Raw genomic sequence first — 22,343 nt, 5'->3', positions numbered from 1 at the left:
CCCCTACTTCTTCTGTTGTTTCAGCTCGCGCAGGTAACTTTGAATGTCCTGCGCCGGAGCGGAAGCAACATTTTCAATGTTTCTCTTTGCATTTTCCTGCAATATAACCTGAATGTACTCCTGTGCGTCACGGTCCGTGACAGCAACGGTATGAAACTTGGCAAAAATTTTAGCAATCGCAGCGATTTCCTCCATCGAAAAGTTTTCCGATATGTCTGTAAGGCTTACCGCCTTTCCGTCTATAATTCTGCCCATTATTACCTGATATACACGGCGATTGAACGCTGTGACAAATTTTTCAGGCGGTAAATGCTCATAAATCTGCATTCCGCGTTCCGGATTGTTCATCAAATAAGCAATCAGCGCTTCTTCTGCACTGGCCGCCCGAAGGTGTTGTGACTTTTCCGGATTGATGCTGTCACGGTAACCGACGGTCTGTTGCTGAAATTCCTTAAATTGCTTTGCTTCCCGGTTCTTTTTCATTCGGCTGCGCAGCTTGTCCACCTGGCGCATGATGGTGTCGCGCTCCACGCCGACTTCCTCGGACAATTTTCCGGCGTAAACTTCCTGCTCAATGCGGTTTTCCAGCGTGGCCAAAATTTCTGCTGCGCCGGTCAGATAGGCAACGCGGCCTTCTGCATTCTGCAAATTGCAGCTTTGACGTACCTTCTGCAGCCGGTATTCCACATCATTCCCGCAGGCATCCAGCATATTTTTAAATTTTGCCCGTCCATTCGAACCGTTGGAGCGTATGTATTCATCCGGGTCTTTCCCGCCGGCGATGGTCAGAACTTTCACCAGAAGCCCAGTATCCCGCAAAATCGGAATCGCGCGGGAAGCAGCTTTCTGCCCCGCTGCGTCGGAGTCGTAGCAGATTACAACCTCTTTGGTATAGCGCGCCATCAGATGCGCCTGTGCAGGAGTCAGCGCAGTGCCCAAAGTAGCAACTGCGTTGGTAAAACCTGCTTGGTGCATGGAAATTACGTCCATATATCCTTCACACAAAATCAACTGCTCCGCACAGCTGCTTTTTGCAAAGTTCAGCGCGAATAAATAACTCCCCTTATTAAACACCGGCGTTTCCGCAGTGTTCAAATATTTTGGCTTTTCATCCGTCAGAACACGGCCACCGAACGCAATCACATTTCCGCGTAAATCAATAATCGGATACATGACCCGGTGGTAAAAACGGTCAATCGCTTTTCCATTTCGCCCCTTCACGGCAACGTTCGACAGGATGATTTCGTTCTGAGTATACCCCTTTTTCGCAAGATAATCAACCAGGGAAAAACGCGACTCGGGCGCATAGCCCAAGCCGAAATGACGAATCGTCTGCAGGGTAAGGCCGCGCCCGGTCAGGTATTTTATTCCCGGTGCACCCTGCTCTGACCGCAGAATCGCATGGTAATACCGTGCGGTTTCCCGGTTAATTTCCAGAATGCGCGCACGCAGGCGGCTCATTCCGTCATCCACTCCACTTTCCGGAACCTGAAGGCCTGCGCGCTGGGCCAGAAAGCGAATGGATTCCATATAATCCAGATTTTCTATTTTACGGATAAAGGTGATTACATCGCCGCCTGCACCGCAACCAAAGCAGTAAAACGATCCGTTTTCCGGGAAAATATTGAACGACGGCGATTTCTCGCTGTGGAAAGGACAAAGCCCGACCAAATTCCGTCCCACACGCTTTAAGTTCACATAAGAAGACGCGATCTCTGAAAGTTCGCATCTTGCCTTCAATTCCTGCAAAAAGGATTCCGGCAACGGCATACTGTCACCTCCGATTCCAACCGAGTTTTTGCACTACATCTTCCAAGATTTCGGAACATAAATATTTTCAAAAAGCTGAACGGCATAATGGTCGGTCATCCCCGCGATATAATCGCAGGCGGCACGTTCATATCCGTCCTGCTCCGCAATAAAACGCATGTCTTCCGGAAGATTTTCCGGCTTTTGCAAATACTGGTAAAGCGTTTCTATTAAAAACGGCACCTTTTTCTCCTCCGCCTTTGCATAAGGATTCAGGTAAACCGACTGATACATAAACTCATGAAGCCGGTCAAACGCGGTCTGCACCTTCGGTTCCATACTCAGCACACCGTCCCTGCTGGTTTCCACTACACTGTGAATCAGCCGGTCAATGCGTTCGGAACGCTTGGCGCCGAGTACCTGGGTAATTTCCGGCGGAAAATCAGACTCCTTTAACACTCCGGCGCGTTCGGCATCGTCAATATCATGGTTGATATAGGCGATGCGATCCGCGATACGGACAATACGGCCTTCACAGGTAGAAGCCTCCGTGCCTTTGGTGTGGCACAGAATGCCGTCACGGACTTCTTTGGTAAGGTTCAGCCCCATACCACCTTTTTCCAGCTTTTCCACCACGCGCACACTCTGCTCATAGTGCCGGAACCCTCCGGGAAAAAGCTCGTTCAGGGCCCGTTCCCCTGCGTGCCCGAATGGCGTATGGCCCAGGTCATGGCCGAGTGAAATCGCCTCGGTCAAATCCTCGTTCATCCGCAGCGCCCGCGCAATCGTTCGCGCAATTTGCGCAACTTCCAGCGTATGGGTCAAACGAGTGCGGTAATGGTCGCCTTCTGGGGAAAGGAACACCTGCGTTTTATGCTTCAGGCGCCGAAATGACTTACAATGAATAATCCGGTCTCGGTCCCTCTGATAAGGGGTTCGCAGGTCACATTCGGGTTCAAACCGATCCCTGCCCTGCGTATTTTTGGACAACGCAGCATAGGGCGACAGAATTTGTTTTTCGATCTGCATGGTACGCTCACTTACTGTCATTCCTAAGCCACCTCTCTTTTATCACATGAAACAAGCTTATATATGTATACGCAGAATGAAACAAAATCCCTGCAATTTTTCAGAAATCTTCAAAATATTTTTGAGTTTGAATCTCTGCGCTGTATTTTCCGCAGGTAGCGTCGGCTAATTGGCGCTGAAAATCAGATACCCGCTCCACACCGATATGAAAGAGGATTTCCACCGCTTCTGTGAAAACCGTGTCATCAATCACGCCGCCGTTTTCCGGAATTAGCGATGCAATTTTTCCGTAGCTTGCGTAATCACAGCTTACCCGTGCCGTAACGCCTGGATGCATGGTAACAATTCCGGCCTGCTCCAGCGCAATGGATGCCGCATGGGAATAAGCGCGCACCAGTCCGCCGGTGCCTAGCAGAATCCCGCCGAAATAACGGGTCACCACAACGGCAACATCCGTTACCTCCGACTTTAAAATCACATCCAGCGTCGGAATTCCTGCAGTCCCCTGCGGTTCTCCGTCATCGGAATAGCGTTTAATCTGCCCCGTGCGCAGAGAATAGGCGTAAACATTGTGCGTTGCTTCCCGGTGCTCGGCCTTTACAGAATTGATGAACGCAACGGCTTCCTCATCCGAGGTTACCGGTTTTGCCCACCCGATAAAGCGCGACTTGCGCTCCACAAATTCCGCGCAGGCCTGCCGTTTTACAGTGCGGTATTCCGTCCACTCTTTCATTGATACAACCCCAGTCCTAAAACATTCTATGCTTCAGGCCCTTTCTGTAAAACTGAAGATACAAAATAGGCGGCGCAATTATCTGCGCCGCCTAAGCCGATCCAATACGTAAAAGGTTGTTTACTTATCCATACCGTAACGCTTTTTGAACATATCGACACGACCGCTTGTATCAATAAGCTTTTGTTTACCAGTAAAGAGCGGGTGGCACTTCGAGCATATTTCAACGCGGATATTTTCCTTTGTCGATCTTGTATGAATGACATTGCCGCATGCACATGTGATCGTTGTATCCTGATACTTAGGATGGATTCCTTCCTTCATTCTTGTCACCTCTTTCAGCCAAACTGCAACTTAACATTTGAATTTTATCATACCACTTCAAAAAAAGCAAGTACAAATTTCAATTTGCACAAATTGCTAATATGAAACTGCGTGAAATGTTTATTCCGCGGTTTTGCTCCGGTAAGATGCGTATTCTTCCAGACACATGGAATATTCCCTCATCTTCTCCGCATTTTCCTCCCCAACATAACGAAAACAACGCGGGTTAAAGCTACGCCCCGTAATCTCGGTTTTATCCTGTGGAAAACGAAGCACAAAGCCGTAACGAAGACTATTGCTATTCAGCCAGCGGTACTGCGCCGTAGTTTTAAAATCCGTATCCGATTTTTCCCCTTCTGCGGAAAATACAACCGCCATTCCAGTTTGGAACTCATTATAACCACCGCGCCCAACCGTATTCTGCGCCTGATTTTCTGCCCGAACCTGCGACATGCCCTGCTTTTTCAGGCTTTCCACAAGGGACTGGTATTGTTTATCCTGCTGGTCTGCGCTTACATAGCCGCCGGAAAGTTTCAGCGGGCAGCCATCTTTTTCCGCATCCTGCATCATTTTCTCCAATGCGGGAAAAATTCTTTCATCCACTAGGATTCCCTGATACTCCTTCGGCTGAAAAACAAACTCTGGTTCCAACGGATGGCTGGAATTAACTAACGTTAAATTGTAAGTATCATCGTAAACCGGAAGTGTTTCTTCCCCGGAGGAAACAGGCATACTGCTCGGAACCGCGCTGGAAGAGGAAGCCGTACCGAACGGATGACGAAGCTGCATCCAGGCCAAAACGGAACCTGCCGCCACAGACAGGCAAAGCGCAACTGCTACGACCGTCATTACGATTTTAATCCGCCTGACCTGATCGGCTTTCTGCCATCCGGATCTTGATTTTATCACTTTGTTTCGCTGTATTTTCATTATTCATATTCTCCATATTATGCTGTAATCATTGTATATCTTTCATTAAAACAATTCAACCAATTTATTATTTTCAGAGCAATGTACAATATCATGTAGGAAAATTGATTTTATTTTATAGATGTAGTATCATATAAAATGGGTAAATTTTTAATGTTATTTTTTAATGAAACGGAGTCTGTGATATGCGTAAAACAAAAATTATTTGTACGCTTGGTCCGGCAACGGACGATACGGAAGTATTGAAACAGTTGATGCTTGCCGGAATGGATGTGGCACGGCTGAACTTTTCGCATTCCACGTCTGCGGAACAAAAAGTCCGGTCGGACGCCGTGAAGAAACTGAGGGAAGAATTGGACCTTCCGGTGGCTCTGTTATTGGATACAAAGGGGCCCGAAATCCGCGTTCGGGACTTTAAACAGCCGAAAATTGAATTGAAGGCGGGCAGCAAATTTATGCTGACAACCCGCGACGTTGTCGGGGACGAAACCACAGCCTCCATTACGTTCCAAAATCTTCCCCGGGAAGTTTCCACCGGGGCGAAAATTCTGATTGACGACGGCCTGATTGAATTAAAGGTGGATTTTTGCACAGACACTGACATTCACTGCACCGTGGTAAACGGCGGGGTCATTTCCGCTCACAAAGGCATCAATGTGCCGGGAATTAAGTTGTCGCTTCCTTTCATTAGTGAAAAGGACAAACAGGACATTGCCTTCGCCGTGGAAGAAGACTTTGACTTTATTGCCGCGTCCTTCACACGCTGCGCACAGGATATTATTGATTTACGCACCGAACTGGAAAGGCTGAACTGCCATAAGATCCGCATTATCGCAAAAATTGAAAATTCCGACGGTGTGGAAAATATCGACGAAATTATCCGTGTGTCGGACGGCATCATGGTCGCCAGAGGCGACCTCGGCGTGGAAATTCCCATGGAGGAAATTCCGGTCATACAAAAGCAATTAATTAAAAAAGCATATAACGCCGGGAAACAGGTAATTACGGCAACCCAGATGCTGGATTCCATGATCAAAAATCCCCGGCCGACCCGTGCGGAAGCAACCGACGTTGCCAACGCGATTTATGATGGGACCAGCGCGATTATGCTTTCTGGTGAAACCGCCGCGGGCCTGTACCCCGTTCTCGCGCTGAAAACCATGTCGCGCATTGCAGAGCGTACCGAACAGGACATTGACTATAAAGCCCGGTTTGCCAAACGTGACGTGCAGGACCAGCCGAACGTAACCTCTGCCATTTCCCACGCGACCTGCACCACAGCGCACGATCTCGGTGCAGTTGCTATTATTACGGTTTCAAAATCCGGAAGAACCGCCCGGATGATTTCCAAATACCGTCCGGAATGCCCCATCATCAGCGGCACAACCGACCCCACCGTGCGCAGGCAGATGAATCTTTCCTGGGGTGTTATCCCAATTATGGTGGACGAAAAAAATAATACGGATGAACTTTTCGACCATATTGTGAATGTTGCACGCAGCCACAATCTGGTACAAAACGGCGACTTGGTTGTAATTACCGCCGGCGTTCCGCTTGGCGTATCCGGCACCACCAATCTTCTGAAGGTGCAACTTGTCGGCGACGTGCTGGTTTCGGGAATGGGTGTGACCAAAGGCAGCGTCTGTGCAAACCTGTGCGTTTGTTCCAGCGAAGAAGAAGCGCTGAAAAAGTTTAAAAACGGCGATATTCTTGTCATTCCTCAGACAAGCAATAAAATCTTAAATCTTCTGAAAAATTCGTCCGGCATTATTGCAGAGGCCGAAGGTATGAATTCGCACGCGGCTATTGTCGGACTAGCGCTCGACAAGCCGGTTATTGTCAACGCGGAAAGCGCGACGAAAATTCTAAAGAGCGGAACGACTGTTACGCTTGACGCGGCGCGCGGCATTGTGTTCAGCGGCGTTCAAAAGTGCTGATCTCCTGCTAAATAATTCAAAGAAAAAGGATGCTGACCGAATTCGAATTCCCGGCAGCATCCTTTTTGTTCATTTGTTTGAAAGCCGTTGCAGTCAAATATCTTCCAAATCAACGACCGTCTTGTCTTCTGTGGAAGCATAGTTCAGCTTTTCCACAATTTCCTTGGTGTCGCGCGCAATTACCAGTTCTTCGTTGGTCGGAATGACATAAACGGAAACCTTAGAATCAAAGGCGGAAATCTTTCCTTCTGCGCCGGAAACCATTTTGTCGTTCTGTTCCGCGTCAACCCGCAGGCCAAGGTATTTCAGGCCACGGCAGATAGCATAGCGCATATGCGCCTGATTTTCGCCCAAACCGGCGGTAAATACGATTGCGTCCACGCCGTTCATTGCGGCTGCGTAAGCGCCAATTTGCTTTGTAATCTGGTAGTAAAGCATTTCATGCGCAAGAATCGCTCTCGGATCCCCTTCGATTTCCGCCTTGGTTACATCGCGGTCGTCGCTGTAACCGGCAATGCCGAGAAGTCCGGATTTCTTGTTGAGAATTTCGTCCATCTGCGCCGAGGTCAAGCCCTCTTTTTCCATAATGAACGTTACGATGGACGGATCCAACGAACCGGAGCGGGTACCCATCATGAAGCCATCCAGCGGGGTCAGACCCATACTGGTGTCAATTACCTGACCGCCCTTAATTGCAGCAATGGAGGAACCGTTGCCAATGTGGCAGGTAATCATATTGATGTCTTCCAACGGCTGATGCATCAGATGTGCGCAGCGGTTGCTCACATAACGATGAGAGGTACCATGGAATCCGTAACGGCGGATTTTGTATTTTTCATAATATTCATAGGGAATCGCATACATATATGCCTTTTGCGGCATAGTGGAATGGAAGGAAGTGTCAAAAGAAACACACTCCGGAACATCTTTGCCAAACACTTCACGGCAGGCAAGAATTCCCTGAAGTTCGGGGCCGTTATGAAGCGGAGCCAGTGGAATCAGGCTGCGGATTCCTTCAATCACTTCATCGTTGATATAAAGGGATTTCTTGAAAATGGAACCACCCTGTACAACGCGGTGGCCAATAGCCGCAACTTCGGAAAGGTTTTTAATTACGCCGACTTCCTTATCGGTTAAAGCGGCGGTAACCAGCTTGAAAGCATCAGTATGGTTTGCCATGTTGACCTTCATTTCTTTCTTCCGGCCATCTGAAGTTTTGTGGCTGAAAGTACCGCCCTCTATACCGATTCTTTCGCAGTTGCCTTTCGCGATCATAGCTTCAGTATCCATATCAATCAGCTGATACTTCAGCGAAGAGCTGCCCGCATTAATAACGAGAATTTTCAATGTCTTTCTTCCTCCTAAAATATTCCTTTTTCCGTCCGAGGCCTATCTTTCCAATTACCGCAATGAAGGAAAAGAGAAACAAAACGTTCCCATGGAACAAACGAATATTCCCCGTGCGGAAACTGCACGGAAAGGAATGATTCAAAACAGTTTGCTGCTTTTATTCAAATTGGTAATTCCTTTGTAAAGAGGCTTGTCTGACGGTTGAATCCGTAACAGGAAACATGTATATTATAATAGTACATTGAACCATCAAATTCAAGGAGTTTCATGTAAAATGCAGGTATGCGGTATTATTTCCGAATATAATCCCTTTCATTTCGGACATGCCGCGCTGATTCAGCAGGCGCGAAAAGCTGGTGCGACTCATGTTGCCGCCATCATGACCGGAAACTACGTCCAAAGGGGCGAACCCGCCCTGCTGTCAAAATGGGCACGAACAAAGCAGGCGCTGTCCTGCGGGGTTGACTTGGTGGTGGAACTGCCTCTGCCATGGGCCGTTGCGGGAGCGGAAAAATTCGCACTGGGCGGCGTTGTACTGGCGGACGCCCTCGGCGTGGACTGGCTGGGCTTTGGCAGCGAGTGCGGGGATGTGCAGGCGCTGACCAAGGCGGCAAATGCACTGTTGGACCCCGGGCTGCAGGCAGAAATTCGGCGCGAACTGCAGGAAGGAATTACCTATGCACGGGCCCGGATGAATGCCGTGGAATCCCTGTTTGGGACCAAAACTGCCTGCCTTTTGAATGAACCGAACAACATTCTGGGAATTGAGTATATAAAAGCGCTGAATCAGCTGAACGCAAAAGCGATTCCGTTTACCATCCGCCGCGTTGGGGCAGCGCACGACGAACAGAATTCAGATTCGCCAATCGCTTCCGCCTCTAAAATCCGGAACACCGTGCTTTCCAAAGGAAATTACTGCGAACTGCTGCCGCCGTCCAGCGCAGAAATTCTAAAAGAAGAAATCGAAGCCGGACGGGCTCCCGTTTCCCTTTTGTGCATGGAACGGGCCATTCTGGCGAAACTAAGAACAATGGAAAAATCGGAGTATGCATCGCTGCCGGACCTCAGCGAAGGGTTGGAAAACCGGCTGTTTCAAGCGGTAAAAAAAGCCTCAACTTTGGAAGAAGTTTTTTCGCTTACCAAATCAAAGCGTTATACGCACGCTCGTATTCGAAGAATTGTGCTTTCGGCCTTTCTCGGCGTAACTTCCGGCATGAATCAGGGTACTCCCCCCTATCTGCGGGTGCTTGGAATGAATAACCGCGGAACGGAAATCCTGCGGCGTGCGAAAAATGTCAAAAAATTACCGATAATCAGCCATTCCTCGGACATTTTATTGCTTGACAATCGGGCTAAAAATGTGATTGAATTAGAAAACAGAGCAACCGATCTTTATGCTCTTTGTATGCCGGAATCAGCCCCGTGCGGGCTGGATCGAACCACCGGCATAATCATCGCTTCGCCTTCATTTTGAAAGGATGTATTGATATGGCAGCTGAAGTAAAGGAAATTCAGTATGAAAATTACGGCAGATGCGTGCAGATCAGCAACGGCCTGATTGACCTTGTTGTAACCATTGAAGTGGGCCCGCGGATTGTTCGGTTTGGCTTTGTAAACGAAGAAAATGTGTTGTACAACGACTTAGAGCGAAAGCTAGTAAATCACAATCCGAGCATTGCAGAGCGCTACGGAAAGAATGCCGCATTTTACTGTTACGGCGGGCACCGCGTCTGGATTAGCCCCGAGCGTATGCCGGAAAGTTATTACCCCGACAACGATCCAGTCGTTTATGGAATTCTTCCGGACGGCGTCAGCTTTACCCCCGCCCGCCAAAAGAAGAACGAGATTCAGCTGGGTTTTGAAATCATACTTGGCGAAGGCGCCACCGACGTTATGATTCTTCATACTGCTAAAAATCAGTCAAAGGAAAATCAAACGCTTGCGCTTTGTGCGATCACCATGCTGAATGGAGGGGGAACAGAACTGATTCCGCAGAACCGCGAAAACACGCCGGACAACCTGATTCTGCCGAACCGCTTGCTTTCCTATTGGCCTTATACAGATCTTCATGACAATCGAATTTCCTTATCCAATAAATTTATCACCATCCGGCACGACCCAAAAATCGCCGAGCCGCTAAAAATTGGATGCAACAACCTTTTGGGCTGGGCGGCATACAGCAACCACGGCTATACACTGGTCAAACGTTTCGTTCATAATGCTAAGGCGGCGTATCCGGACTTTGGCTGTTCGTATGAAACATACGTCTGTGGGGATTATGTGGAAATGCAGACGCTGAGCCCCCTGTATAATATGGAGCCTGGGGAAGGAATCCGTCATGTGGAAAACCTCGCGCTTTACAAAACAGATGGGGATGTGCCGACGGAGGAAGACGACATTGATGAATACATTGCTAATTTGAAATAGATTTATGAGTATCCCCATTCTTCTTTTTCTAATTGTAAATCGAGTTAAAAAGGGCGGCTGGTTTTCACCGGCCGCCCTCTTTGAATACATATGTAAATTTTAAAACCAGAATCAGATTGTTCCGAAGATACGGTCCCCTGCATCGCCAAGGCCCGGAACAATATAACCTATTTCGTTCAGATGATCATCCACGGCAGCGCAGTAGACCTGAACATCCGGATGCGCTTCCGTTAGCGCCTTCAGTCCTTCCGGCGCGGCAATAATGCACATGAATTTAATGCATTTTGGATTGCTGCGTTTGATAATTGTAATCGCATCAATGGCCGAACCGCCCGTTGCAAGCATCGGATCCAGAACAATGACCTCGCGCTCGTCGATATCCTGCGGCAGCTTGCTGTAATATTCCACCGGCTGAAGGGTTTCATGATCGCGATACAGGCCGATATGACCGACTTTTGCCGCCGGAACCATCTCCAGCACACCGTCCACCATACCAAGACCAGCTCTTAAAATCGGAACAAATGCAAGTTTTCTGCCGGAAATTACCTTGGTATGAGCCGTGCCCATCGGCGTTTCAATTATGGTCTCCTCCAGCGGAAGGTCACGGGTTGCCTCGTAGCACATCAGCATAGCAATTTCACTGACCAAAGCACGGAACTCCTTGGAACCAGTGTTCTTATCACGCAATAAAGTTAGTTTATGCTGAATCAGCGGATGGTCCATGACGAATACCTGATTTTCCATTTAACAGCCTCCAAATTTCGTTTTCTTTATTCATTACGGGAACCGTCCCGGTTTTACAGCTTTTCCCCACGTTCAATAGCAGCAATCTGATCAATTCTGCGCTGGTGGCGTCCACCTTCAAAAGGCGTATTCAGGAAAATCTTCGCCAGTTCAACCGCTTTTTCCTCATTAATCACTCTGCCGCCCAGACAAAGGATATTGGCATTGTTATGACGCCGTGTCATTTCCGCGCTGAACGGGTCGGAGCAGACGGAAGCGCGGATTCCCTTTACCTTGTTCGCGGCAATACTCATTCCAATACCCGTACCGCAGCACAGAAAACCCCGCTCAGCTTCGCCGTCCACAATCGCATTGGCAACTCTCGACGCGATCGGCGCATAATCAACCGAGTTCTCATCAAATGTGCCGAAATCCTTGTAGGCTATGTTCTGCTCATCCAAATATTTTTTAATGGCTTCCTTTAGTTTTACTCCTCCGTGGTCGGCTCCCAACACTATCATGCTACTTCTCCTTCATTCGTTTTTTCAACTCGCGCTCCGCCTGTGGAAGACGTAAATACACAGGCATCAGCGCCGCGGCACTTACCGCACCGCCGTTTTCATAAATGCGTACTGCCGCCTTTGCTACGCCGCAGGCACGCTGATAAATCAGCGGTTCCGGCGGGAGAACGGCGCCCAGTTCCTGAAACCGTTCTATATTATAGCACAACTTCGCCCCATCTCCAACCAAATAGAGCGGTTTTTCATAATTTTTACTTTCTTCGCATTCTTTCGCCAAACTTTCAATGGAAAGAGCGCGGTCTGGGGTAAGTCTCTCCATTTTGCCGTGGTCCACGGCAAAGACCGCATTGTAAACCTGCTGGCAGCGCGCATCCATCACCGCACAGACAGTGCCTTTCAAATGGGAAAGATTCTCCGCCATTGCTTCCAGCGTGGACACCCCCACACAAGGTTTATTCTGCGCCATGGCAAGGCCTTTCATACTTGCAATGCCAATTCGGATTCCGGTAAAAGACCCCGGGCCAGCGGAAACCGCAAATAAATCCACTTCAGACAACTCCGTACGTGTACATTGGAGCACATTGGTTATCATCGGCATCAGGGTCTGACTGTGGGTCAGCTTTGTATTGATGTAAAATTCCCCGAGTACCTTGCCGTCCTCCACCAAAGCTGCCGAAGCAGCAGTGGCGGAGGAATCAACCGCCAGTATTCTCAATAATATAACCGTCCTTTCACAAGCTGCTGGAAAACCTTGTTCCTTAAACTTCTATTCCGTCAATCCGGAAAATCCTTTCATTTTCCGCATTTCCCTGCCGGATTTCAATCCGGACAGCGTCTTGCGGAAGAGCAGCCTCGATATTTTCACTCCACTCAATCACCAGTACTCCGCCGCTTTCCAAATAGTCGAAAAAGCCCGTGGAATACAGGTCGTCCCAGTCCGTCACGCGGAACATGTCGAAATGATAGACCGGGATTCTGCCGGAATATTCATGCACCAAGGCGAAGGTCGGGCTGGAAACGCCGTCTTCCACCCCAAGACCGCGGGCCAGGCCGCGTGTAAACGCCGTCTTCCCCATTCCCATCCCGCCGAACAGGGCAAGCGTTTCTCCTCCGCGCAGCCGCGCGGCAATTTTTTCACCTAGCGCTTCCGTCTGAGCCGGGGACGATGTTATAATTTCCTGCATTCTTATGTCTTATCCTTTCGCTGCCGGCCGCATACCACGGCCGATCTGACCAAATCCCCGCCTTATTTTTTGCGGAGATAAAGACTTTTAACTGTCCTTAAAATAATCCTGTTATTTTGCCGCTGTCGCTCACGTCAATCCGCTCGGCACTCGGAACTTTCGGAAGACCGGGCATCGTCATGATATCACCTGCATAAGCCACTACAAACCCGGCGCCGTTGGAAAGCCGCAAATCGCGGATAGTAATCCGGAAGCCGGTCGGCCGGCCGAGCAGCGCGGCGTTATCCGAAAGGGAGTACTGCGTTTTCGCGATACACACGGGAAGTTTATCCCCGCCGAGCGCTTCAATTTCCCGAATGGACTTTTCCGCCTGCGAGGTATAATCCACGCCGTCTGCGCCGTAAATTTCACGTGCAATCGCGCCGATTTTCTCTTTTACAGGGGCAAGCTCCGAATAAATCGGATGAAAATCGGACGGTTTCTCTGCCGCAGCGCACACCTTTTTTGCCAGGTCAATTCCGCCTTCCCCGCCTTTTGCAAACACCTCGGAAAGTGCAAAATCAGCGCCGTTCTGACGGCAATATTCTTCAATAAAGCCAAGTTCCGCATCGGAATCGGTCAAAAAGCGGTTGATAGCAACCACAACCGGAACGCCGTATTTTTTCATGTTGGAAATGTGGGCGCCAAGGTTCACAATTCCTTTTTTCAGGGCGTCCAGATTTTCTTCCGCTGTACGGTCTTTGGGGACTCCACCGTTATATTTCAGTGCGCGCGCCGTGGCAACTACCACAATCGCGTTCGGCTTTAAACCCGCAAACCGGCATTTAATATCCAGAAACTTTTCCGCACCAAGGTCAGAACCGAAGCCCGCCTCGGTAATACAGTAATCAGCTAGCTTCAGTGCCAGTCGGGTTGCACGCACGGAGTTGCAGCCGTGCGCAATATTGGCAAATGGGCCGCCGTGCATAATCACAGGCGTACCTTCCAATGTCTGCACCAGGTTTGGATTAATCGCATCTTTCAACAAAGCGGCCATTGCCCCCTGTGCCTTCAGGTCACTGGCATAAACCGGTTCCCCGGTATAAGTATAGGCAACCAGAATCTTTCCCAAACGCTTTTTTAAGTCGGCAAGGTCGGCGGCAAGGCAGAAAATAGCCATAATTTCCGAAGCAACCGTAATGCAAAACCCCTCTTCACGGGGGACCCCGTTTATTTTGCCGCCCAATCCAATGACCACATTGCGCAGGGCGCGGTCATTCATATCCAGACAGCGCTTAATCAATACCCGGCGGGGATCAATTTGAAGCGCATTTCCCTGTTGAATGTGATTGTCCAGCATCGCGCAAAGCAAATTATTAGCCGAGGTAATGGCATGAAAATCGCCGGTAAAATGCAGATTAATGTCCTCCATTGGCACAACCTGCGCATAGCCGCCGCCTGCCGCGCCGCCCTTGATGCCGAAAACCGGTCCAAGGCTCGGCTCACGGAGCGCGAGGATCGCGTTTTTCCCGATTTTTGCCATTGCTTCGCCCAGTCCGGCGGTCGTGGTCGTTTTTCCCTCCCCGGCGGGGGTCGGGTTAATTGCGGTGACCAGAATTAGTTTTCCATCCTGCTTATCCCGCAGGTGTTGAAAAAGCGCGTCGTTCAGTTTGGCCTTATACCTGCCGTAAGGCTCGAGTTCTTCTTCCTGAATTCCCAGTCTGGAAGCAATTTGTGCAATCGGCACCAGCTTTGCCTGCTGTGCAATTTCAATGTCCGTGAGCATGAGGCATTCTCCTAACACAAAAATATGTAAAAATTATATCATATTACAGGTCGAAAATGAACTAAAACCGGCAAAGAAATTCGAATTATCCACAAATATCATTGTGAATGTTTTGTAACCATTCCGAAATTTGCTTGCATGTTGTGCGCTCGCATCTTATAATAAGTAAGATTGAGAGGTGAATTCATGCGCGTATTAAAACCATTGCTTGATTATTTAAAACGCACGGACAAACTGTATTGGCTGCTGATGCTTACAATCTCGGCCTACAGTCTGCTGCTGCTCAGCAGAATCCCAACAGAGGGAAAATCGCGAAGCGTTTTCACCATTCAGTTGATTGCGATTTTGCTCGGGTACTGCGGTGCAATTCTAATCACATTAATCGATTACCATGAAATCGCCAGCTTTTGGTATCTTGTAGCGGGCTTTTGTTTGTTCCTGATTCTTTATACCAAGCTGAAAGGAACGGCCGTTACCAACAGCGGCGGCGTGAATGCGCAGGCCTGGATTAAACTGCCCGGCGGCCTGACGTTCCAGCCAAGCGAGCTGGTGAAGATCGGATTTATGATTACGTTTTCCAAGCATATTTCGGAAGTTAAGGAGCGTGGGCTGCTCTATTCCTTCCCCCATGTTATGCTGCTTGCGGCACACGCAGCGGTTCCGGTTATTCTGGTTCACTTTCAGGGCGACGACGGTGCCGCAGTTATTTTCTTCTGCATGTTCCTTGCGATGGCGTTTGGTTCCGGAGTTCAGCTACGTTACTTTGTTGCGGTATTTGCATCCCTCTGCGTTGCATTTCCGCTGGCTTACAAATTCATGCTGAAGCCTTACCAAAAAGACCGCCTGACCATTTTTATGCACCCGGACTCCGATCCTCTGGACAAAGGGCTGCAGCAGGTGCAGGGCAGACTGTCTATTGGAAGCGGCGGCCTGTGGGGGCGCGGATTATACAACGAACAGACCCGTGTAAACAAATGGCTCGTTCCGGTGCAGGATAAGGATTACATCTTTTCCGTAGCGGGCGAACTGCTGGGATTTGTTGGCTGCGTACTCATTATTTTGCTTTTGTTTACGCTTCTTCTCCGCACGCTCCATATTGCGCGGAAGGCAGGAGACGCCATGGGAAATTCCATCTGCTTCGGCTTTTTCGGAATGGTGGCGGCACAGGCGCTCTTCAATTTGGGCATGTGTTTAAACCTTCTGCCGGTTATGGGTGTAACGCTGCCGTTTTTCAGTGCCGGAGGTTCCTCCGCAGCCTGTCTATATCTTGGGTTTGGATTGGTATTGAACGTGCATATGCATCGAACAGTAACCGATAAAGTCAGCTTGAAAAAATTCAGTTAAATCTTCCTTTTGGCATAGAAATGGCGGGCCTTTCGGCCCGCCTCTTTTTATTTTGCTTCGTAAAACGCCTTAATGCCCTTATAAGTCATATATACATCCAGCTTGGAAACCACCTCGAACGGGGAATGCATTGACAGCACCGGCACACCGACATCGAGTACGTCGATATCCAGGTTCGCAATGAACATCGCCACGGTTCCGCCGCCGCCTGCATCGATTTTGCCAAGTTCGCCAATCTGCCACAGAACGTCGTTCTGCTCAAAAATATTGCGCACTTCTGCAACAAACTCCGCGCTTGCCTCACTGGTGCCGCTCTTGCCGCGGGCACCGGTATATTTGCACATACCCACTCCGTTGTTGAGGTACGTGCTGTTCATGGATTCATAAACGCTGGCGTAGTTCGGGTCGTACGCAGCGGTAACATCCGCGGAAAGGCACTTGGATTTACGCAGGACATAACGGGTTCTAAGCCCTTCGGACTGTGCCAGGTCCGCAATAAAATAGTGCAGGAACTGGGAATTCAGGCCGGTATTGCCGTCACTTCCGATTTCTTCACGATCTGCCAAAACGGTAATGACCGTATTCTTCGGATTTTTCACATTAAGCGCAGCCATTAAAGCAGGATACGCGCAAACACGGTCGTCGTGACCGTAAGCACCAATCATGCTGTGGTCAAAGCCGATATCCGTCGCCTTATGGGCGGGAACAAACTCAAAATCGGAGGAAACAAAATCCTCTTCCGTCATGCCGTATTTTTCATGAATAAGCTTCATGATATTGAGCTTTACAAGGTTGTCGCCCTCGTCCGCCCGCACCGGCCGGCTGCCGGCTAAAATATTCATACTTTCGCCCTCAATTGCCTTGGACATCTTTTTGTCCATCTGCTCAGCAGCAAGGTGAATTAAAAGGTCGGTAATGCAGAACTGAGGTTCGCCGTCCTCTTCGCCAAGACGGACGTCAACCTTGGTGCCGTCCTTCAGAACGACCCGTCCATGCAGGGAAAGCGGGGTTGCCATCCACTGATACTTTTTAATTCCACCATAATAATGTGTTTTCAGCCACGCGATATCGTCCTTTTCGAAAAGCGGATGGGGCTTTAAATCCAGGCGCGGAGAATCGATATGCGATGCTGCGATGCGGACGCCGTTCTTGCATCCTTCCGTTCCGATTACAGCCAGAATCAACGCTTTATCGCGGTTGTTGTAATAAACCTTGTCGCCCGCCTTGTACTGCTTATTGAAATCATAAGGAACAAATCCTGCTTTTTCCGCCGCCTTAACAGCGTACGCCACAACTTCGCGTTCTGTCTTACCTTCATTCAGGAACTTTTTGTAGTCTTCGCAGAAACGGTCCGCTTCTTTTACCTTTTCGTCCGGAATTTGAAAATAACCGTTCTTGCGGTTAATCAGCAGTTCCTCTTTTAATTTTTTGACTGTTTCATTTTCCATTTTTTCAGCCATTAATCATTTCTCCTTTGCTGTTGAATTGATACAGACTTTTATATTTTTCATAGTTTTTCAAAACTGCATCGACATATTTTCGGGTCTCGGCATATGGGATGTGTTCCAGCGTTATTCCGTCTTTGGAAACCTCGGAATCCTTCAGCCATCCGTTGACCGTACCGATGCCCGCGTTATAGGCACTAAGTGCGGTACGGGTGTTGGAATATTTTTTGAGAAGAAGCGCAAGAAAGCGGCAGCCGTAACGGATATTAATGTTCGGCATTTTTAAATCCTGCGAAGTATACACCGAATTGTTTTCACTTTTGCTTTTGGTCTGAAGCCATTCAAACGTATCGGGGGTAAGCTGCATCAGTCCAACGGCGCCCGCGTGGGAAACGGCTTCGGCGTCAAAATTGCTTTCCACTTTTATCACTGAATAGACCAGTGCTGGGTCCAGCTTATTTTCGGTTGCTTCCACCGAAACAATTTCGGAATACTTTAGGGGATATGCCTGCTTCATAAAAGAATCGTAACAGCGTGACAAAACGAAATAGCCAAGAACGAGCAGCAACACCAGACCAACTACAATAAAAAAAGGCTTTTTATAAGGCTTTCTATATCGTTTCATGCAAATCTCCAAATATTTTCTCCAATAAATTACGCGCCGATTCAGGGATTAGATAAATTGGCAGAGAACCGTCAAAGGAATATTTTGCCCGTTCTTTGTAATACATTTCGTCATGCTGCGCTCGGATTCGCGCCTGCGCGAGTTGCGCAGGGATGGAGTCCCGCTGCATAATCCGGCCAAGCCGTACATCCGCCGGTGCCGTCACGGCAATCACAGCGTCGCAGAAACGGTCTGCTTCACTTTCAAAAAGCAACGGCGCGTCCAGAATCACCGCCTTGGCGCTGCCGGCCTTTCCGGCTTCAATCTGGCGCAGAACCTCACCCAAAATTCTGGGATGTGTGATTTCGTTCAGGCGGTCCGTTTTCTGCCGGGTAGAAAAAGCGCGGCTGCCTAGCAGCTTTCGGTTCAGGCTCCCGTCCGGAAGGATAAGGTCGGAACCGAATTCCCGGACAAGCTCCGAAACACATTCGGGCTGATTTACCACTTCATGGGCAATCCGGTCGGCGTCAATCACCATACACCCCAGGTCTTTCAAAGCCTGAGCCACGGTGGATTTTCCGGCACCGGTGGGGCCGGTGAGCCCAATGACCGGCTTATTCAAGATGAAGCACCTCAAAGCCGGCCGCACGAATCAAGCGGTTATACACCGCCAAACCAACTCCTGTCGGCTCCGGGCAGCGCGCATAAACGGTTTTTGCGTTCATTTCGTCCAGTCTGCGCAACGCTTCAAACAATTCATGCGCCTGCTGTGACCCGTTCTGTTCCCCGCCATAACAAACGCAGGGCACTTTCAGTTCTTTCCCCTCACCGTTATAGCAAAGAGCAACAGTTCCCTCTTCGCAATGCGTGTTTACATAGTTCCGATACGCCTCAAAACTGCCTTCCAGAATAATTACGTTTGCCTTCGGAGAATAATGCTTATATTTCATACCGGGTGATGCAGCCTTTACCCCCTCTTTGAGCGGGTTCAGAACCGCGCTGTCCATATCGACTTTCCCGAGTACGCTGCGCAGCTGTTCCAGCGTAACCCCACCCGGGCGCAAAAGGCGCGGAGGATTGGTAGCTAGGGTCAGTACCGTAGATTCCACACCCACACCGCACGGGCCGCCATCCAAAACCGCTTCAATCTTGCCGGCCAAGTCATGCATGACATGCGCAGCAGTGGTTGGACTGGGACGGCCGGAGGTGTTCGCGGAGGGCGCAGCAATCGGCAGGCCCGCAGCGGTAATCAATGCACGGGCAACCGGATGCGACGGAAACCGTATGCCGACCGTATCAAGACCGGCGCTAACCTCATCCGGAATCCGCGCGGATTTTGGCAAAACCATTGTCAACGGGCCCGGCCAGAACTCTTCCGCCAGTTGGACCGCAGAATCGGGCAGTTCCCGCACCAGCTGATGAATCTGATCAAATTCCGAAATATGTACGATCAAAGGGTTGTCCATCGGACGGCCCTTTGCCGCAAAAATGCCTGCTGCGGCCTTGCCGTCCAACGCGTTGGCGGCAAGGCCGTATACGGTTTCCGTCGGCATGCCGACCAAACCGCCATCGCGAATAATTTGGGCGGCAGTTTCTACGGCGTGCGGATCATTCGCATTTAATAACTTGGTTTGCATTTCTTTTTCTATGGCATCCTTTCTTTTTCAGCCGGAGTTCCACCCGAATCTTAGCGGAACAGGACAGAACATTCCGCTTGAAAACATGGTTTTCAAGCTTCTCGTTCTTCCGACTGATTCTCTATGGTATCTTTCATTTTCTCCGCCCGGTCCGCGGTAATCAGGGCGTCGATTACTTCATCCAAACTACCGTTCAGCACATCGTCCAAACGATACAGGGTAAGGCCGATGCGGTGATCGGTCAGCCGGCCCTGGGGATAGTTGTAGGTGCGAATCCGTTCGGAGCGGTCCCCGGTGCCAATCTGTGATTTTCGATCGGACGCAATGCGCTCGTCATGCTCCCTCTGCTTAATTTCAAACAGACGGGAACGCAGCACCTTCATTGCCTTGTCTTTATTCTTGTACTGACTGCGTTCATCCTGACATTCCACCACCATACCAGTCGGCAGATGGGTGATACGGATGGCGGACGAAGTCTTATTGATATGCTGGCCGCCCGCTCCGCTGGAACGGAACGTGTCAATCTGCAAATCTTTCGGGTTAATTTCAACCTCTACTTCATCGGCTTCGGGCAGCACCGCAACGGTTGCAGTGGAAGTATGGATTCTGCCCTGTGTTTCCGTTTCCGGCACACGCTGCACGCGGTGAACGCCGCTTTCATATTTCAGGCGGGAATACGCGCCTTCGCCGGTAATCATAAAGCTGATTTCCTTAAAGCCGCCGAGTTCCGTTTCGTTCGCGTTCAGCAGTTCCGTTTTCCATCCGCGGGACTCCGCATACATGCTGTACATCCGGTACAGCGCGCCGGAAAACAGAGCGGCCTCTTCCCCTCCCGCCCCAGCACGAATTTCCACAATTACGTTGCGGTCGTCATTCGGGTCGCGCGGAAGCAGCAAAATTTTCAGTTCTTCGGCCGTGCGCTCCATGTCTTCTTTCGCCTGCTGAAGCTCCTCGTCCGCCAATTCCTTCAGCTCTTTTTCCAGCCCGCCTTCGTTCAGCAGTTCCAAAGACTCCTCCATAGATTTGCAGGCGTTCCGGTATTCCCGATATTTTTCGACAATCGGCGTAATATTTTTGTGTTCCTTCATCAATTCTGTGTAAAGGGATTGGTCGGCCAGCACGGCAGGGTCATACAATTTTTGATTTAACTCTTCATAGCGTTTCTCAAAAACGTTTAAATTTTCAAACATTTTAATTCTCCTTCAAATTTACGGTTTGCAAAATTGAAGGAAGCTATAATTCATCCTGTGTATTTTCCCGGATAATCTTTTTTATATGCTTTTCACACTTGAGCCTTGGCACCATCACTTCATGCCCGCAGCCGGTACAGCGGATTTTGAAGTCCATACCAGAACGCAGCACAAGGAAGGTTTTGCTCCCGCATGGATGAGGTTTTTTCATCTGCAGGATATCGCCGGGCCTTACATCCATGTCGGCATACCTCCATTCTACAGCATCATCTTGGAAGTTCTTCGAATCGAAATTCCCTTATAGTATAACACCAAACAATCCGATAGAACAACATATTTTTCATATTTGCTTGCCACACAAAGAAAAAAGCAGTTATAATAAAATTATTCTGAAAAAAATAAGAAAAATGATACCGTAGAATACGGGATGAGAGGACAACATGAAGATAAAAGAACAGATACTGTTATTGCTGAGCAGTACAGAGGAATTTGTTTCCGGGGAAGAGCTCAGCGAACGGTTTCAGGTTTCACGAACCGCCGTCTGGAAAAATATCAATGCTCTAAGGGAAGCTGGCTATGAAATTGAGTCGGTCACCAACCGGGGCTACCGCCTGATTTCCCGTCCGGATCTAATCACAGAAGAAGAGCTTCACTCCACCCTGCACACGGGTTTTACCGCCAAAAAAATCTATTTTCTACCTTGCGTCGATTCCACAAACAAGGAAGCGAAGCGGCAGGCGCTTGTAAACGCGCCGAACGGCAGCTTGTTCATCGCGGAAGAACAGCAAAGCGGCAAAGGACGGCTGGGTCGGAACTGGTCTTCCCCCGCTGGAACAGGGTTGTGGTTTACCCTTCTATTGCGCCCACAGTCCATTCCGCAGCAGGTCACACTGCTGACTCTTCTGGCCGGGCTCGCGGTGAGCAAGGCGATTCGGGCGCAAACCGGGTGCGACGCAAAAATAAAATGGCCGAACGACGTTGTAATCGGCAGCAAAAAAGTCTGCGGTATTCTGACCGAAATGGCGGCTGAAATGGAGCGCATCAATTATGTGATTATTGGAATCGGAATCAACGTAAACCAGAAAGAGTTCCCGGAAGAACTTCGGGTAAAGGCAACCTCCCTCCTTTTGGAAAGCGGTAAGCCCTTCCGGCGCACCGCTCTTTTGCAGGAAGTACTCACGAATTTCGAAACTCTTTTGTTACAGCTGAAATCCAGCGGGCCGGATGCTCTGCTGGAAGATTACAAAAAGCAATGTATTTCCCTGAACCGCACCGTGGGGTTCACCCGGAACGGGCAGCCAGCGACCGGCACGGCCATTGATATTTCCCGGGAAGGAGAACTGATCGTGCGGTGTGAAAACGGCGAAACCGTTCCAGTATTTTCTGGAGAAGTAACCGTACAGGGAATATACGGGCAATAAGGCATAAAAGTAAGCGGGTGCTGATGTTGG

At 49.4% G+C, this 22,343-nt stretch carries 22 protein-coding genes; 5 read left to right on the top strand and 17 right to left on the bottom strand.

Going from position 1 to position 22,343, the window contains the following annotated elements:
* Positions 1-3 precede the first annotated feature (3 nt).
* From dnaG to ACSVDI_RS07905, 5 genes are all read right to left on the bottom strand, one after another.
* Complete coding sequence (gene dnaG, locus ACSVDI_RS07925; protein WP_457941974.1) at positions 4-1,770, bottom strand: DNA primase; 1,767 nt, start codon at positions 1,768-1,770, stop codon at positions 4-6.
* Positions 1,771-1,803: 33 nt separating this feature from the next.
* Positions 1,804-2,799: a deoxyguanosinetriphosphate triphosphohydrolase gene (locus ACSVDI_RS07920; RefSeq protein WP_457941972.1), complete on the bottom strand. Its 996-nt coding sequence runs from the start codon at positions 2,797-2,799 to the stop codon at positions 1,804-1,806.
* Between the two features lie 79 nt (positions 2,800-2,878).
* On the bottom strand, positions 2,879-3,511 hold the full coding sequence (locus ACSVDI_RS07915; protein ID WP_457941971.1) for an IMPACT family protein: 633 nt from the start codon (positions 3,509-3,511) through the stop codon (positions 2,879-2,881).
* Between the two features lie 120 nt (positions 3,512-3,631).
* Positions 3,632-3,835: a 50S ribosomal protein L31 gene (gene rpmE, locus ACSVDI_RS07910; RefSeq protein ID WP_457941970.1), complete on the bottom strand. Its 204-nt coding sequence runs from the start codon at positions 3,833-3,835 to the stop codon at positions 3,632-3,634.
* A 120-nt stretch (positions 3,836-3,955) separates the two neighbouring features.
* Positions 3,956-4,765, bottom strand: coding sequence for a M15 family metallopeptidase (locus ACSVDI_RS07905; RefSeq protein ID WP_457941969.1), 810 nt, complete (start codon positions 4,763-4,765; stop codon positions 3,956-3,958).
* A gap of 185 nt (positions 4,766-4,950) precedes the next feature.
* Here ACSVDI_RS07905 and pyk point away from each other — a divergent pair, with 185 nt between their 5' ends.
* On the top strand, positions 4,951-6,702 hold the full coding sequence (gene pyk / locus ACSVDI_RS07900; protein WP_457941967.1) for a pyruvate kinase: 1,752 nt from the start codon (positions 4,951-4,953) through the stop codon (positions 6,700-6,702).
* Between the two features lie 93 nt (positions 6,703-6,795).
* Here pyk and ACSVDI_RS07895 read toward each other — a convergent pair whose 3' ends face one another.
* Complete coding sequence (locus ACSVDI_RS07895; RefSeq protein ID WP_457941966.1) at positions 6,796-8,049, bottom strand: acetate/propionate family kinase; 1,254 nt, start codon at positions 8,047-8,049, stop codon at positions 6,796-6,798.
* A gap of 277 nt (positions 8,050-8,326) precedes the next feature.
* On the opposite strand from ACSVDI_RS07895, the gene ACSVDI_RS07890 reads away from it, so the two are divergent.
* Entirely contained in the window at positions 8,327-9,526 is a 1,200-nt protein-coding gene (locus ACSVDI_RS07890; RefSeq protein WP_457941965.1) for a tRNA(Met) cytidine acetate ligase, read from the top strand.
* A 14-nt stretch (positions 9,527-9,540) separates the two neighbouring features.
* The gene (locus tag ACSVDI_RS07885) at positions 9,541-10,479 is read left to right on the top strand and encodes a hypothetical protein (RefSeq protein ID WP_457941964.1); all 939 of its coding nucleotides are present in this window, start codon (positions 9,541-9,543) and stop codon (positions 10,477-10,479) included.
* A gap of 111 nt (positions 10,480-10,590) precedes the next feature.
* On the opposite strand, the gene upp is transcribed toward ACSVDI_RS07885, so the two are convergent.
* The 5 genes from upp to ACSVDI_RS07860 form a co-directional block, all read right to left on the bottom strand.
* The gene (upp, locus tag ACSVDI_RS07880; protein ID WP_457941963.1) at positions 10,591-11,223 is read right to left on the bottom strand and encodes a uracil phosphoribosyltransferase; all 633 of its coding nucleotides are present in this window, start codon (positions 11,221-11,223) and stop codon (positions 10,591-10,593) included.
* A 53-nt stretch (positions 11,224-11,276) separates the two neighbouring features.
* Positions 11,277-11,723 (bottom strand): ribose 5-phosphate isomerase B, encoded by a 447-nt coding sequence (gene rpiB, locus ACSVDI_RS07875; protein WP_457941962.1) that lies wholly within the window; start codon positions 11,721-11,723, stop codon positions 11,277-11,279.
* A 1-nt stretch (position 11,724) separates the two neighbouring features.
* Complete coding sequence (gene tsaB / locus ACSVDI_RS07870; protein ID WP_457941960.1) at positions 11,725-12,438, bottom strand: tRNA (adenosine(37)-N6)-threonylcarbamoyltransferase complex dimerization subunit type 1 TsaB; 714 nt, start codon at positions 12,436-12,438, stop codon at positions 11,725-11,727.
* A 43-nt stretch (positions 12,439-12,481) separates the two neighbouring features.
* Positions 12,482-12,907, bottom strand: coding sequence for a tRNA (adenosine(37)-N6)-threonylcarbamoyltransferase complex ATPase subunit type 1 TsaE (gene tsaE, locus ACSVDI_RS07865; protein WP_457941959.1), 426 nt, complete (start codon positions 12,905-12,907; stop codon positions 12,482-12,484).
* Positions 12,908-13,004: 97 nt separating this feature from the next.
* Positions 13,005-14,672, bottom strand: a complete 1,668-nt coding sequence (locus ACSVDI_RS07860) for a formate--tetrahydrofolate ligase (RefSeq protein WP_457941958.1) — start codon at positions 14,670-14,672, stop codon at positions 13,005-13,007.
* Between the two features lie 186 nt (positions 14,673-14,858).
* Here ACSVDI_RS07860 and ACSVDI_RS07855 point away from each other — a divergent pair, with 186 nt between their 5' ends.
* The gene (locus ACSVDI_RS07855) at positions 14,859-16,016 is read left to right on the top strand and encodes an FtsW/RodA/SpoVE family cell cycle protein (RefSeq protein WP_457941956.1); all 1,158 of its coding nucleotides are present in this window, start codon (positions 14,859-14,861) and stop codon (positions 16,014-16,016) included.
* Positions 16,017-16,063: 47 nt separating this feature from the next.
* Here the strand turns inward: ACSVDI_RS07855 and ACSVDI_RS07850 are convergent, their stop codons facing one another.
* The 6 genes from ACSVDI_RS07850 to ACSVDI_RS07825 all read right to left on the bottom strand — a co-directional run bounded on the left by ACSVDI_RS07850 (position 16,064) and on the right by ACSVDI_RS07825 (position 21,133).
* The gene (locus tag ACSVDI_RS07850; protein WP_457941954.1) at positions 16,064-17,476 is read right to left on the bottom strand and encodes an aminopeptidase; all 1,413 of its coding nucleotides are present in this window, start codon (positions 17,474-17,476) and stop codon (positions 16,064-16,066) included.
* Complete coding sequence (locus tag ACSVDI_RS07845; protein ID WP_457941953.1) at positions 17,469-18,086, bottom strand: lytic transglycosylase domain-containing protein; 618 nt, start codon at positions 18,084-18,086, stop codon at positions 17,469-17,471. The genes ACSVDI_RS07850 and ACSVDI_RS07845 overlap by 8 nt, the downstream gene beginning before the upstream one ends.
* Positions 18,073-18,687 carry a dephospho-CoA kinase gene (gene coaE, locus ACSVDI_RS07840; protein ID WP_457941952.1) on the bottom strand — a complete coding sequence of 205 codons (615 nt, stop codon included), beginning with the start codon at positions 18,685-18,687 and terminating at the stop codon, positions 18,073-18,075. Before coaE ends, ACSVDI_RS07845 begins: the two co-directional genes overlap by 14 nt.
* Positions 18,680-19,702: an L-threonylcarbamoyladenylate synthase gene (locus tag ACSVDI_RS07835; RefSeq protein ID WP_457941950.1), complete on the bottom strand. Its 1,023-nt coding sequence runs from the start codon at positions 19,700-19,702 to the stop codon at positions 18,680-18,682. The genes coaE and ACSVDI_RS07835 overlap by 8 nt, the downstream gene beginning before the upstream one ends.
* Positions 19,703-19,794: 92 nt before the next feature.
* The gene (gene prfA, locus ACSVDI_RS07830) at positions 19,795-20,892 is read right to left on the bottom strand and encodes a peptide chain release factor 1 (RefSeq protein WP_457941948.1); all 1,098 of its coding nucleotides are present in this window, start codon (positions 20,890-20,892) and stop codon (positions 19,795-19,797) included.
* Between the two features lie 43 nt (positions 20,893-20,935).
* The gene (locus ACSVDI_RS07825) at positions 20,936-21,133 is read right to left on the bottom strand and encodes a DUF951 domain-containing protein (protein ID WP_457941946.1); all 198 of its coding nucleotides are present in this window, start codon (positions 21,131-21,133) and stop codon (positions 20,936-20,938) included.
* Between the two features lie 199 nt (positions 21,134-21,332).
* Here ACSVDI_RS07825 and ACSVDI_RS07820 point away from each other — a divergent pair, with 199 nt between their 5' ends.
* Complete coding sequence (locus tag ACSVDI_RS07820) at positions 21,333-22,313, top strand: biotin--[acetyl-CoA-carboxylase] ligase (RefSeq protein ID WP_457941944.1); 981 nt, start codon at positions 21,333-21,335, stop codon at positions 22,311-22,313.
* Positions 22,314-22,343 lie beyond the last annotated feature (30 nt).

It is taken from the genome of Caproiciproducens sp. LBM24188 (genome assembly GCF_054130445.1).
Note: the sequence above shows the minus strand (reverse complement) of the source record. Positions and strands in the feature narration are given on the sequence as shown.

Bases quoted from the DNA above. Each gene is read 5' to 3' on its own strand.
- dnaG (WP_457941974.1), bottom strand. From the start codon at position 1,770: ATGCCGTTGCCGGAATCCTTTTTGCAGGAATTGAAGGCAAGATGCGAA.
- ACSVDI_RS07920 (WP_457941972.1), bottom strand. From the start codon at position 2,799: ATGACAGTAAGTGAGCGTACCATGCAGATCGAAAAACAAATTCTGTCG.
- ACSVDI_RS07915 (WP_457941971.1), bottom strand. From the start codon at position 3,511: ATGAAAGAGTGGACGGAATACCGCACTGTAAAACGGCAGGCCTGCGCG.
- rpmE (WP_457941970.1), bottom strand. From the start codon at position 3,835: ATGAAGGAAGGAATCCATCCTAAGTATCAGGATACAACGATCACATGT.
- ACSVDI_RS07905 (WP_457941969.1), bottom strand. From the start codon at position 4,765: ATGAAAATACAGCGAAACAAAGTGATAAAATCAAGATCCGGATGGCAG.
- pyk (WP_457941967.1), top strand. From the start codon at position 4,951: ATGCGTAAAACAAAAATTATTTGTACGCTTGGTCCGGCAACGGACGAT.
- ACSVDI_RS07890 (WP_457941965.1), top strand. From the start codon at position 8,327: ATGCAGGTATGCGGTATTATTTCCGAATATAATCCCTTTCATTTCGGA.
- ACSVDI_RS07885 (WP_457941964.1), top strand. From the start codon at position 9,541: ATGGCAGCTGAAGTAAAGGAAATTCAGTATGAAAATTACGGCAGATGC.
- upp (WP_457941963.1), bottom strand. From the start codon at position 11,223: ATGGAAAATCAGGTATTCGTCATGGACCATCCGCTGATTCAGCATAAA.
- rpiB (WP_457941962.1), bottom strand. From the start codon at position 11,723: ATGATAGTGTTGGGAGCCGACCACGGAGGAGTAAAACTAAAGGAAGCC.
- tsaE (WP_457941959.1), bottom strand. From the start codon at position 12,907: ATGCAGGAAATTATAACATCGTCCCCGGCTCAGACGGAAGCGCTAGGT.
- ACSVDI_RS07860 (WP_457941958.1), bottom strand. From the start codon at position 14,672: ATGCTCACGGACATTGAAATTGCACAGCAGGCAAAGCTGGTGCCGATT.
- ACSVDI_RS07855 (WP_457941956.1), top strand. From the start codon at position 14,859: ATGCGCGTATTAAAACCATTGCTTGATTATTTAAAACGCACGGACAAA.
- ACSVDI_RS07850 (WP_457941954.1), bottom strand. From the start codon at position 17,476: ATGGCTGAAAAAATGGAAAATGAAACAGTCAAAAAATTAAAAGAGGAA.
- ACSVDI_RS07845 (WP_457941953.1), bottom strand. From the start codon at position 18,086: ATGAAACGATATAGAAAGCCTTATAAAAAGCCTTTTTTTATTGTAGTT.
- ACSVDI_RS07835 (WP_457941950.1), bottom strand. From the start codon at position 19,702: ATGCAAACCAAGTTATTAAATGCGAATGATCCGCACGCCGTAGAAACT.
- prfA (WP_457941948.1), bottom strand. From the start codon at position 20,892: ATGTTTGAAAATTTAAACGTTTTTGAGAAACGCTATGAAGAGTTAAAT.
- ACSVDI_RS07825 (WP_457941946.1), bottom strand. From the start codon at position 21,133: ATGGATGTAAGGCCCGGCGATATCCTGCAGATGAAAAAACCTCATCCA.
- ACSVDI_RS07820 (WP_457941944.1), top strand. From the start codon at position 21,333: ATGAAGATAAAAGAACAGATACTGTTATTGCTGAGCAGTACAGAGGAA.